We start from the raw sequence: 11,942 nt of genomic DNA on the forward strand, positions 1-11,942 counted from the left end.
GGCGCAAGGGTGCGTGCCGGACGGCCGGGCTCAACTCCCGGTGCCCGTACGGCCCCAGTCCGGTCCTGCGGCCGCCCACTCGCGGTCCCAGTCCGCGTACCGGCGGCACACCAGCCGCCACAGGACGAGCCGTCGGGCGCCCTCGATGGTCGCTCCGGTGGCCGCGGCGACGCCGAGTCCGGCGAGCACGGCGTGCACCGTGGCCGTCCCGGGGTCCATCGGCCGCGCGACCGGCCGGCCGGCGTGATCGGTCCACAGCGGGACGCGGTCGCCGGGGGCGGCGACGGCACCGGCGGTCACGGTGCCGGAGTGCTGACTGCCGTCGGGAGCCGTCCAGTTCGCGATGACGCGGCGATGGCCGTCACGCGCGGTAGCGGTTTCCGGGTCGGGGTCGACGGGTGGCTGCGTCACGGTTCTGACCACCGTCGCCGTCACCTTGTGGCGATTTTCGTGCTGTGCCCGCACCGCCTGGTGCAGGGCGTCTTCGGTGAGTCCACCCGCGACAGAGCCGACGAAGGGCGCGGCCACTGCGATGAGTACCGCGGCCGCCAGGGCCACCAAGGCCTCTACGAGATCGGTTTTACGGCGCAACGGGTTGTGCCGCCAGCGCCAGAGTCCCGCGATCGCCCGCACGATCCTGCACCTCCCCCTTCCGCGTCCGTCATTACCGCCAACGGCACGGCCCAAGCGCGAGTGGCGCCGAGAGAGAGCGAAATCACCCTTCCCGGCGGCCGACCGCGCACGCGTCCGGCTCGCCGAGCCGTTCCGCGTCGCGAACCGGATCGACGCCCGGTGGCCGCATCTTCGCGGACCGAGTTCCGTACCGCCTCTTGCCCAGTGTGCGCCTGGACGCTTTCGGCCACACCCCGGGATGGGTGGCGGCGACGCTCCGGATCGGGCCGGTGCCGTGCGGTTGTGCTGATGGGTGCGGCCGCCGATGTCGCGTCGGTGGTGTCGTCCGACATCAGGAGAGGGTCGACGACCGTCCGCAGGGGAGCGGGTTCCCGCGGAGGAGCGCCCTATTCGAGGATTTTCACGGGATCGCCGACGTGGATCGTGCCCGTGCTCTCGGGCACCAGGTTCTGGCCGAAGACCAGCTGGTCACCGAAGCGCCGATGCCGGGCGAGCGTGCGCAGCGGCTCCTTGCCGCGCTCGGCGGTGCGCTGGTCCGTGGTCGTCACGACACAGCGGCCGCAGGGCTTGGCGACACGGAAGGTGAGCTCGCCGATGGCGATGCGTGACCACTCGTCCTCGGCCCAGGGCGCCGTGCCGTCGACGACGACATTGGGCCGGAAGCGGTTCATGGGAAGCGGGCCCTCGTCGGCATGATCGCCCTGCTCGATGAGGGAGTTGAGGGCGTCGAGGGAAGACAGCGCGGCGAGCAGCAGCGGGAATCCGTCGGCGAAGCTGACCGTCTCGCCCGGCTGCGCGTACCCCGGGTCGAGGGGGCGGCGGTGGGCCGGGTCGTCCATGTGCACCAGGCGTATCCCGGCCTCGAGCCACTCGCTCAGCCAGGCGCTCGCGGACTCCTCGGCGGGGACGGCCTCCACCTTGTCCCGCCAGACCTCCACCGGGACCGTGCGGGACGCATCGGGCACCGGGACGGTCAACGGCGCGCGCCCCGGTGCGGTCAGGCGCAGGCCGCCTCCGGGCAGGGGTTCGGCGGTCACCAGTGCGAGCCGTGGCTGCTGGCGCTGTGTGACGGACCGGCCGTCCGGCTCGACCACCATCCACCGGCGGTCACCGGTGAGCCCCCAGGGCTCCACGACGGCCTCCGTCGTGGCATGCCCCTGCACCGATTTGAGCGGGTGGATGTGGATCGAGCGCAGCGTTGGGTTCGGCATGGGGCCATCCTGCCAGGAGGCACTGACAGCCCCAGGAGCCGGTCGAGCCGTCAGTACCCGCGGCCGGGGTGCTGGCGGTAGTACGGGTCGTCATACGGGTTGGGTGCCGGTGCGGGGCGCGGTGTCGCCGGGCGCATCGCCTCGTAGCCCGTGCCGCCGAACGGCCGTTGCTGCTGCGGCTGTCCGCCCGCGTACCCGCGCGGACCGGAGGCCTGCTGCGGGATGTGCGGAGCGGGCGCCGACTGCATCGGGGCCTGCTGCTGCGGATAGCCGTACGAGGAGGTCTGCGGGGAAGGCGCGGCCGGCAGGGCGGGCAGCGCCGACGGAAGCGCCGGCAGGCTGCTTCCGGTGTCGTAGGCGGAGGGGACCCGGATCGGGGCGATTTGCGGAGTGCCGCGCTCGGCCACGAGCGAGTCATAGATCGGGGTGTCCGGGAAGGACGGCGCGGAGTAGTAACCGCCGCCATAGGTGGAGCGGGGGGAGGTCATGGCACATAAGTTAAGCCCAAGATGTGCTGGTTGGGGAGACCGATAAGAGGGTTGCTTTACGTGTCGGTAGTGACCGGGGATCCCCAATCCGAGCGAACTCGGCTAAAAACGGTCGCCCCTGAGGGTGTTGATCGTGTAAAGGGCACGTTACCGGCGGTTGACCAGTGATCTTCGTGCCCCCGAGTTGGGGCCCCCGGATCCTCGGGGAATAGGTTGGCCGTAACTAATCGGTCGCTCCTGGGCGGCCGTTCATGAACCCTTCCCGACCCGACCACTCGCAATGGGGGCGGACATGTCAATGCCCAAAGGATCGAATGTTCCGGTGCCCGCGCCGGCGGTGCGCGTCGAAATCGGCTGGCAGTCCGGCCCCGGCGTACCGGACGCGGACGCCTCGGCGTTGCTCCTCGTGTCCGGAAAGGTGCGCTCCGACAGCGACTTCGTCTTCTACAACCAGGCCGAGCACGCCTCGGGAGCGGTGCGGTACGAGGGCAAGCGGCCCGCGGGCGGCCAGGTGACGGACGCCCTCGTCGTCGACCTCGCGCGCGTGGAGCCCGATGTCGAGACCCTCGTCCTGGCCGCTTCGGCCGACGGCGGCACCTTCGGGCAGATCCCCGGCCTGCACATCCGGCTGCTCGACGCGGCGAACGGCACCGAACTCGCCCGCTATGACAGCGGGGACGCGTCCGTGGAGACGGCTTTCGTGCTCGGTGAGCTCTACCGGCGCCAGGGCGCCTGGAAGTTCCGCGCCGTCGGCCAGGGCTACGACAGCGGACTCGCGGGCCTCGCCACGGACTTCGGGATCGCCGTGGACGAACCCCAGGACACCTCACCCGCCCCGGCCTCCGCAGTGCCCACCGCGCCGACCGCCACGCCCGCCCCGGCTGCCGTGCCGCCTCCGCCGCCCTCCGCCCCAGCCGCGCCGATCAGCCTCAGCAAGGTCACGCTCACCAAGGAGTCCCCGGCCGTCTCCCTGACCAAGCAGGGCGGCACCTCCGGCGCGATGCGGGTCAACCTCAACTGGCAGGTCCGCAAGCCGCAGGCGAAGGGCTTGATGGCCAAGCTCAACAAGGCCGTCGCCGCCGCCCAGTCCGGCGGACTCGACCTCGACCTGGGCGCGCTCTACGAACTCACCGACGGGCGCAAGGGAGTCGTGCAGGCGGTCGGCAACACCTTCGGCGCCCTGCGCGAGCCGCCGTACATCCATCTCGACGCGGACGACCGCACCGGTGCGCGCTCCAGTGGCGAAAACCTGACCATCAATCTGGATCACTCGAACGAGTTCAAGCGCATCCTCATCTTCGTGACGGTCTACGAGGGCGCCCGGAGCTTCGCCGACCTCAACGCGACCGTCACCCTCTCCCCGCAGCACGGCGCCCCCATCGACTTCCACCTGGACGAATGCACGGTGCCGTCCACGGTGTGCGCGCTCGCCCTGCTCACTCAGGAGGGTGGCGAGCTCGTCGTGCGCCGCGAGGCCGCCTATCTGGTGCCGGAGCGCGGCGTCAGCATGCAGCGGACCCTCGACTACGCGTACGGCTGGGGCATGAACTGGAGCCCTGGACGCAAATAGCGGACTACAAGAAGGGGCGGGTTTCACGGAAGGGCGCGCGGTTGCGGTCCCTCACTGGTCGGGTGCGGCCTCGGCACGGTCCGGGCGCTTATAGGTGCGCCCTTTCCACGCGGCGCCCTTTCCTCTGTAGTGCTGGAACGCGGAGTCCACGGTCATGAGCAGATAGAGCAGCGCCGTCATCGGCAGCAGCGGCGCCAGCCACAGCGTCTGGCTGTAGTAGCGGAGCATCGGCAGATACGTCGCGATCATGATCAGCCACGCCGCACCACCCGCCGCCGCGGCAACCGGCTCGTCCCGCACCAGGCCAGCCACCAACGTGACCGGCGGCGCCAGATACACCACCGCGAGCCCGAGCACCGTGCCCACCAACAGCGCCGGACTGTGCCGCAGTTGGGAGTACGCGCTGCGCGAGATCATCTGCCACAGGTCGGCGAGACGCGGATAGGGGCGCACGCTGTCGACCCGCTCCGCGAGGCCCAGCCAGACCCGGCCGCCACAGCGCTTCACCGCCCCCGCCAGCGCCACGTCGTCGATCACCGCGTGCCGGATCGCCTCCGGCACCCCCGCCCGCTCGGCTGCCTCCGTCCGCAGCAGCACACAGCCACCCGCCGCGGCCGCCGTCCGCCCGCCCTCCTTCGCCACCCAGCGGAACGGATACAGCTGCGCGAAGAAGTACACGAACGCCGGGACGACCAGCTGCTCCCACACGCTCTCCACCCGAAGCCGGGCCATCTGCGACACGAGATCGAACCCGCCGGAACGCGCCGCGGCCACCAACTCCCGCAAGCTGTCCGGCTCATGGGCGATGTCCGCATCCGTGAGGAGCAGATACTCCGGCGCCTTCCCGGTCGCGTCGTATCGGCCCTCGCGCCCGGTCGCACGCGCGCGTGGTCCCTGTTTCCGCTCGCCCGCCGCGCGCGCGTAGGCGATTCCGTGCCGCACCGCCCACAGCTTTCCCGTCCAGCCCGCCGGAGGCTCACCCGGCGACGTCACCGTCAGCGGAAGGCCCCGATGACGGTCGGCCAGGGCGCGCGCCAGACGGCCCGTACCGTCCGAACTCCCGTCGTCGACGAAGACGATCTCCGCCCGGCCGGGATAGTCCTGCGCGAGCAGCGACGGCAGGCTCTCGCGCAGCACGGCCGCCTCGTCCCGCGCGGGGACGACGACGCACACGTACGGCCAGTCCTCGGGGTCGCGGCGCGGTGGCAGGCGCAGGTCCGTGCGCCAGAACAGGCCCTGGCCGAGCAGCAGCCAGAGCCAGGCGGCCAGGGATACGAGGGCGGTCCACGCAACGGCGCTCATCCCCGGGAGTCTGCCCCACAGGGCAGGGCCCGCAAGGCCGATCGACTATGGTGACCGGGTGAAGATCGCGCTAGTCGACTCCGGAATCGGACTCCTCCCGGCCACCGCGGCGGTACGCCGTCTGCGGCCCGACGCCGACCTGGTCATCTCCTCGGACCCCGACGGAATGCCCTGGGGACCGCGTACGCCAGAGGACCTCACACAGCGCGCCCTCCTCGCCGCCGAGGCCGCCGCCGCGCTCGGCCCCGACGCGCTGATCGTCGCCTGCAACACCGCTTCCGTACACAGCCTGCCGACGCTGCGCGCCCGTCTGGAGCCGCAGCTTCCGGTGATCGGTACGGTGCCCGCCATCAAGCCCGCGGCGGCCGGCGGCGGACCCGTCGCGATCTGGGCCACGCCCGCCACCACCGGCAGCCCCTACCAGCGCGGGCTGATCCGGGACTTCGCCAACGGCGTCGACGTCACCGAAGTGCCCTGCCCCGGCCTCGCCGACGCGGTGGAGCAGGCCGACGAGAGCGCCATCGACCGCGCCGTCGCCGCGGCCGCCGCCCTCACGCCGCCCGAGGTGACGACCGTCGTCCTCGGCTGCACCCACTACGAACTCGTCGCGGAGCGTATTCGCGCGGCCCTGCAGCAGCCCGGCGCGGAGCCGCTCGTGTTCCACGGCAGCGCCGGTGCCGTCGCCGCCCAGGCGCTGCGCCGTATCGACGTGCCCGCGCAGCCCGACGCCGAGCCGACCGGGTCACTCACCGTGCTGCTCAGCGGGCGCGAGGCAGCCCTGCCCGGCCGTGCTCTGCACTACGCCGAGGGGCGTCTGCTCGGTCAGCTCAGCACCGCTCGCTGACACCGTCCGCCGTTCTCCGGAGCGGGCTCTCGACCTGGCTTTCCCTGCGCGTCATCACGCTCGGTGATGTCCTGCCTGCGGAGCGGGACACGAGTAGCCTTTGCGTATGAGGCACCATCCGCACACCGCGCGGGGCGCCCACGAGCCCCCGCCGGACGTCTGGACCGGACACGCGACCAATCGCATGCAGTGGCTGCTCGCCCTGGCGGGCGCCGCGTGCCTGGCGCTCGGTATCAAGCTCGCCGTCGACTCGTCCTGGACCACGGGATTCGGGGCGCTGATCATGGCCGTGGTCGGCTGCGTCGCCGTCGGACTCCTGGTTCTGTTCGGCACGCTCGCGTTCGTGAACGTCGCGGTGCGCGTCGACCAGGACTCGCTCGAGGTGCGCTGCGGTCACATGGGTCTGCCCCGCCGCCGTATCCCGCTGTCGCACATCGTCGGCGCCGAGTTCGTCCCGGATGTGTGCCCGCGCCAGTGGGGTGGTTGGGGCTACCGCTGGCGGCCGGAGAAGGGCACCGCCGTGATCGTGCGACGGGGCGAGGCCGTGGTGCTGAACCTCGGTGACGGGCACAAGTTCACGGTCACGGTGGACGACGCGGAGTCGGCGGTCCAGGTCATCAAGGACCGGCTGCGGATGCGCTCTACGGGGCCCGCTGCAGGAGTCTGAGGGGTCAGCGTCCGTCGGCGTCCGCCCAGTCCTCGTGCAGTGGACGGGCTGTGGCAAGGCCCGCGAGCACACCCACGCCGACGGTCACCGCCGCGAAGCTCAGAGTGTTGCCGACCGTAGCCGTCGCGGCGACCGAGGCCAGCGCGAGTCCCGCCGTCAGTACGAACGGAGTGGACCGCGACGAGCGCCACAGGGCGTGAAGGAGCCAGCAGAACGCGGTCGCCGAAAGTGCCACACCTATAAGGCCCTGTTCTGCGGCGAGCTGCAGAGGTGCGGAGTGCGGCCTGATGTCGGAGTGGAGCAGCTGTTGGGCCGCGGCGCTGAACTCGGCGTACCGGCCTGGCCCGACGCCCAGTGCCGGGTCGCGCTCGGCCAGCAGCAACGCGTCCTGCCAGAGCGCCACGCGATGGCCGGACAGTCGAGCCGTGAGGGTGTCGGCCAGACCGCCGGGGATTGCCGAGGCCGCCGCCGCCCAGACCGTCGCGACCAGCAGTCCGACCGCTAGTCCGAGACCGGCGAGGGCCCTGCCCCGGTGTGTGACGCGTGCGGCGGCGAGCGAGCACAGCAGCACCGCGACGCATCCGACGAGACCGGCCGCCGAGCCGAGCGCCGCCGACACGGCCGCCGTCCCGAGCGCGAACAGACGCAGGACGAGCCGGAGCCCGCCCCTGCCCGTCGCCCAGGCTCCGCAGCACGCGGCACCGGCGGACAGCACCAGGAGTGCCGCCACCGGACTTGTGTGGCCGAGCGGGGACGTGCTGATCCCGGACATCCCGGTACGGGAGGGGTCGGCGCTCGACACGGCGGGGGAGGCGGTCACGGCGAGGTACAGGCCCGCGGCTGAGGCCATGGCACAGGCCCCGACGGGCAGCACCGCGCCCCCGATCCGCCCGCAGGCGTACCCCGCCGCCAGGGCGAGAACGGCGAGCAGGACTCCTTCGGGCCCACCTCCTCGCGCTGTCGCGGTGATCAACGCCCATAACGCGCAGCAGGCCAGAATCGCCATGCCCGCGACATCGGCCGCGCCGCGGCGGGCGGACGCACCGTCACAGATGCGGACCGTCGCAGAAGTCATCGGCTGTTTCCCCCCCCCCCCCGGTCGCCCCCGACTGCCTCCCCGTCCGACCGAGCCGGGCAACAGCGCCGGACAGCCGGTCGGAGGCACGGGCACACGGTAATGGCTGGGGTGCGGATTTGTGCCCCTGTCACGGGGATGCGGAATCTTGTAGTGCAGGCATACGGAGGTTGAAGGGCGGCGGAGGATGATCAGCGCTGCAGGGACGTGGCGTTCAGCGGGCCGCACGCGCGCGTGCCGATCGCTCGCCCTCGGGGTGCTGCGCGGCCCGGACCACCATGCGGCCCTGTCAGTGCCGCGCCGTAGACTCCGCGAGGTGACAGCCACCACCACCTCCACCGACGTGCCGGGCCCGCAGGAACCGGATTCCGGGCGTTCCGCGCGCGACAAGCTGCTGCGGCGGTTCGCGCCGCCCGTGGCCGCCGTGGTCTCGGGACTGCTGATGTACGCCGCGTTCCCGCCCCGCGAACTGTGGTGGCTCGCACCGATCGCCTTCGCCCTGTTCGGCCTCGCCGTGCACGGTCGGCGGGCGCGCGCCGGGTTCGGACTCGGCCTGCTCATGGGGCTCGGTTTCCTGGTGCCACTGCTGTCCTGGACCGGCGTCGACGTGGGCCCGTTGCCGTGGCTGGCGCTCGCCGTCACCGAGGCGGTTTTCGTGGCCCTGGGGGCGGCGGGCATCGCCTTCGTGACCCGGCTGCCCGCCTGGCCGCTGTGGGCTGCGGCCGTGTGGATCGTCGACGAGGCGCTGCGGGCCCGGTTCCCGTTCGGCGGCTTCCCGTGGGGCAAGGTCGCGTTCGGGCAGCCCAGTGGTGTCTTCCTGCCGCTGGCGTCGATCGGCGGCACGCCTCTGCTCGGGTTCGCGGTGGTCCTGTGCGGGTTCGCGCTGGCCGCGCTCGTACGCGTAATCGTCACTACAAAGGGGGTGCGGGACCGGGCAGTCATCGCAGCGGGGGCGCTGACCGTGGCGCCGGTCGTCGCCGGGGCCGCCGTGCTGCCGGCGATGTCGAACGAGGCGGAGAACGGCACCGCGCGGGTGGCCGTCATCCAGGGGAATGTGCCCCGCATGGGCCTCGACTTCAACGCCCAGCGGCGGGCGGTGCTGGACTACCACGTACGCGAGACGATGAAGCTCGCCGACGCCGAGGTGAAGCCCGACCTGGTGGTGTGGCCGGAGAACTCCTCGGACATCGACCCGTACGTCAACGCGGACGCGTACGCCGAGATCGACAAGGCCGCCAAGGCGGTCGGGGCGCCCATCTCCGTCGGTGCCGTCGTCACGGCGGAGGACGGCACCGCGCGTAACCGCCAGATCCTCTGGGACCCGAAGACCGGTCCCGGGGCGGTGTACGACAAGCGGCAGTTGCAGCCCTTCGGGGAGTACATGCCCTACCGCGGCTTCTTCAGGATCTTCAGCAAGGACGTGGACCGCGCGGGCAGCTTCGTGCCCGGCGACAAGCCCGTCGTGTTCGACATGGCGGGCACCGGGATCGGTCCCGTGACCTGCTACGAGGCCGCGTTCGACGGGGTGGTGCGGGACCAGGTCGAGGCCGGTGCCGAGATCCTGTCCGTGCCGAGCAACAACGCGACCTTCGGGCGCAGTCAGATGACGTACCAGCAGCTCGCCATGGACCGGGTGCGGGCCGTCGAGCACGGACGCGCGGTGCTCGTTCCGGTCACCAGCGGCGTCAGCGCGGTGATCCGCCCCGACGGGTCGATAGCGCAGGACACCGGGATGTTCGTGCCCGACACGCTCGTCGCCGAGGTGCCCAAGCGCACCTCGCAGACCGTGGCCACGCGCGTGGGTGCCTGGCCGGAGGCGCTGCTTGTCGCGGTCGGCGTGGGCGGACTCGGCTGGGCCCTGGCGCGATCGCTCAAGGCACGGCGCCCGGCGGCCTGACGCACCGGGCGGGCAGTGTCGTAGGTGGCCGTTAGGGTCGTCGGCATGGCGATTCCTGAGTTCCTTCGTGAGATCCGCGCCTCGGCGGGGCACCAGCTCCTCTTCTTGCCGGGCGTCACCGCGATCGTCTTCGACGACGAGGGCAGAGTGCTGCTCGGACGCCGCTCCGACACCGGCAACTGGGCGGTCATCGGCGGCATCCCCGAGCCCGGCGAGCAGCCCGCCGAGTGCGCGGTCCGCGAGGTGTACGAGGAGACCGCCGTGCGCTGCGAGGTCGAGCGCATCGTGCTGGTGCAGGCGCGGGAGCCGATCCAGTACCCGAACGGCGACATCTGCCAGTTCATGGACATCACACTGCGCTGCCGGGCGCTGACTACTGAGTGCTATGTCAACGACGATGAGTCGCTTGAGGTGGGCTGGTTCGAGCCCGACGCTCTGCCACCCCTGGAGGAGTTCGGCATTCATCGAATCAAGCAGGCCATGGAGAATGGGCCGACTTGGTTTGAAGGTAATGCGTCGGTGTGAAGCGGTCTTGGGGCACCGTCGGTGCGGGAGGTCGAGTCGACGAATTGCGCGGGAATGGGAAGGCGTTCCTTCAGGTCTTCGAGGAACCTGGGAACCGGAATGTCGCGCCACTCGCCCGCTAGGCGGTGCTTGAGGGGAGAATGGAGGGCGACGTACTTTCCGGATCCGTCTTTGACGCGGGTAATCTGTCGGCGAGTGCGCAGAGTCCCCTTCAGGAAATCGCCAGGCAAGACTCCCAAGGATCCCCCGATTCGCAGACCGGCGCCCGCCATGAGCCAGACGGCAGGCTCAAGTCGTGGACCGATTTCCTGAGCGAGTGCGGCTACTTCAGCTTCACTCGGAAGTGATCGCTCGTCCACGGGCAAGGTGGGATTGTCCGGCTTCTTGGCCTCCTGCACAGGATTGTTGGGGATGCGCTTAGGCTGCACAGCGTGCGAGAACAGGCCGGAGAGCGGTATGCGTCGAGCCTCGATGGTGTTGGAGGCCGCCCCATCCCGGCGCCACCGGGCGTACAGCGCTTCCACGTCCGAAGCGGGGCCAGCCACTCATCGGCATAGTGATGGACCGACACCTCGCCCGCAGCAGGATCGATGTAGGCATTTTCGCGCTTCGGCGACTGGGTGATGTTGTATTCGATAAGTCCGGCCAAGCCAAACGTGTTTGGGTGACACAGACCTGGCTCCGAGGGCATGGAGGTCTTATTTGCGAAATCGTGGGCCCGGATCGGAGCCGTTCCGGTCCGATAGACTCCTGAAGTCGTAGAGGCTGACTGCCTCGGGACGTACGTCATGAAGTTCGCTGGTCGGGCGCCCTGAGCTGCGGTTCTGACCGCAGTCGGGCGCCTGACCTGCAGCGACGTGCCTTTCTGGAGCTTTCACAGTCGTTCGCATTTATGCGGCCGGAACTCCCCACAGCCTCCCCCACTAGGGCCGATCTCCCCAGGAACTCCCCAAGGAAACGGATGGACAGCTGCCCCCGGGAGGGTCCGGATGTTAAGTGATCCAGGCCTTGGGGCGGCGGCTCTGTCGGTTTGGCCCCAGGCCGTGTCCCACAGTGGATCGCTCGTTACTCCGTTCGTGGCGTGTCGACATGAACTGACGGATGAGGTTTGGGGTGTTGATCGAGCCGTTGCTGGCGCCGGGGCGGATGGGCAGGCCGGTGCGGGACCGGTGCCAGGTGGTCAACGGGATTCTGTGGAAGCTGTTCACGGGGGTGGCATGGCGGGACCTGGCCGAGTGCTTCGGGCGGTGGAAGACGGTCTACGAGCGCTTCCGGCTGTGGTCGGCCGACGGGCGCTGGGACGGTCTGCTGGCTCACGTCCAGCAGTACTCTGATGCGGTCGGGGCCGTGGACTGGGCGATCGTCTGCGTCGACTCGACCACGGTGCGGGCCCACCAGCACGAGGCCGGGCCCGAAAGGGGGGAACTGGCCGGGTGAGGCGATCGGCCGGTCCAGAGGCGGGCTGAACACAAAGATCCATCTGGCCTGCGACGGCCATGGCCGGCCCCTCGCCTTCACCCTCACCGGCGGGAGCGTCAACGACTGCACCCAGTTCGAGGCCGTCCTGAACCGCATCCGCATCAACAGGCCGGGCCCGGGCAGACCCCGGACGGGTCTCCTGGAATGACTTCCTCGCAGCGGTCGTCAGTCGGGGATTCGCGGCCTGAGGGCGGCTGCGGAGCAACGTCGACCGATGGTGCAGGTAAGGGGTGGTTGAGCCTTCCGGAAGG

General features: G+C 70.7%; 10 protein-coding genes and 1 pseudogene. 6 read left to right on the forward strand and 5 right to left on the reverse strand.

Translation table 11 applies throughout. The annotated features are described in order from the left end of the window. Positions 1 to 30: 30 nt before the first annotated feature. From RCO28_RS08335 to RCO28_RS08345, 3 genes are all read right to left on the reverse strand, one after another. Complete coding sequence (locus tag RCO28_RS08335) at positions 31 to 633, reverse strand: hypothetical protein (protein ID WP_308940348.1); 603 nt, start codon at positions 631 to 633, stop codon at positions 31 to 33. Between the two features lie 386 nt (positions 634 to 1,019). Then, positions 1,020 to 1,844: an MOSC N-terminal beta barrel domain-containing protein gene (locus tag RCO28_RS08340; RefSeq protein WP_308940349.1), complete on the reverse strand. Its 825-nt coding sequence runs from the start codon at positions 1,842 to 1,844 to the stop codon at positions 1,020 to 1,022. Positions 1,845 to 1,894: 50 nt separating this feature from the next. Next, positions 1,895 to 2,332: a DUF6643 family protein gene (locus RCO28_RS08345; RefSeq protein WP_308940350.1), complete on the reverse strand. Its 438-nt coding sequence runs from the start codon at positions 2,330 to 2,332 to the stop codon at positions 1,895 to 1,897. A 292-nt stretch (positions 2,333 to 2,624) separates the two neighbouring features. On the opposite strand from RCO28_RS08345, the gene RCO28_RS08350 reads away from it, so the two are divergent. Further along, on the forward strand, positions 2,625 to 3,902 hold the full coding sequence (locus tag RCO28_RS08350; protein ID WP_308940351.1) for a TerD family protein: 1,278 nt from the start codon (positions 2,625 to 2,627) through the stop codon (positions 3,900 to 3,902). Between the two features lie 51 nt (positions 3,903 to 3,953). Here the strand turns inward: RCO28_RS08350 and RCO28_RS08355 are convergent, their stop codons facing one another. Continuing rightward, positions 3,954 to 5,204, reverse strand: coding sequence for a glycosyltransferase (locus tag RCO28_RS08355; protein WP_308940352.1), 1,251 nt, complete (start codon positions 5,202 to 5,204; stop codon positions 3,954 to 3,956). Positions 5,205 to 5,262: 58 nt separating this feature from the next. On the opposite strand from RCO28_RS08355, the gene RCO28_RS08360 reads away from it, so the two are divergent. Beyond that, positions 5,263 to 6,048 carry an aspartate/glutamate racemase family protein gene (locus tag RCO28_RS08360; RefSeq protein ID WP_308940353.1) on the forward strand — a complete coding sequence of 262 codons (786 nt, stop codon included), beginning with the start codon at positions 5,263 to 5,265 and terminating at the stop codon, positions 6,046 to 6,048. A gap of 106 nt (positions 6,049 to 6,154) precedes the next feature. Next, entirely contained in the window at positions 6,155 to 6,715 is a 561-nt protein-coding gene (locus RCO28_RS08365) for a hypothetical protein (protein ID WP_308940354.1), read from the forward strand. Positions 6,716 to 6,719: 4 nt separating this feature from the next. Here the strand turns inward: RCO28_RS08365 and RCO28_RS08370 are convergent, their stop codons facing one another. After that, positions 6,720 to 7,790 (reverse strand): O-antigen ligase family protein, encoded by a 1,071-nt coding sequence (locus tag RCO28_RS08370; RefSeq protein WP_308940355.1) that lies wholly within the window; start codon positions 7,788 to 7,790, stop codon positions 6,720 to 6,722. A 316-nt stretch (positions 7,791 to 8,106) separates the two neighbouring features. Here RCO28_RS08370 and lnt point away from each other — a divergent pair, with 316 nt between their 5' ends. The 3 genes and pseudogenes from lnt to RCO28_RS08385 all read left to right on the forward strand — a co-directional run. Next, positions 8,107 to 9,687 carry an apolipoprotein N-acyltransferase gene (gene lnt / locus RCO28_RS08375; RefSeq protein WP_308940356.1) on the forward strand — a complete coding sequence of 527 codons (1,581 nt, stop codon included), beginning with the start codon at positions 8,107 to 8,109 and terminating at the stop codon, positions 9,685 to 9,687. A gap of 45 nt (positions 9,688 to 9,732) precedes the next feature. Continuing rightward, positions 9,733 to 10,212 (forward strand): NUDIX domain-containing protein, encoded by a 480-nt coding sequence (locus tag RCO28_RS08380; protein ID WP_308940357.1) that lies wholly within the window; start codon positions 9,733 to 9,735, stop codon positions 10,210 to 10,212. 1,043 nt (positions 10,213 to 11,255) lie between these two features. Next, positions 11,256 to 11,824, forward strand: a pseudogene (locus tag RCO28_RS08385) (IS5 family transposase); the annotation flags it as partial. Between the last annotated feature and the right edge of the window lie 118 nt (positions 11,825 to 11,942).

The sequence above is a fragment of the Streptomyces sp. LHD-70 genome (assembly GCF_031157275.1).
Lineage (GTDB): Bacteria > Actinomycetota > Actinomycetes > Streptomycetales > Streptomycetaceae > Streptomyces.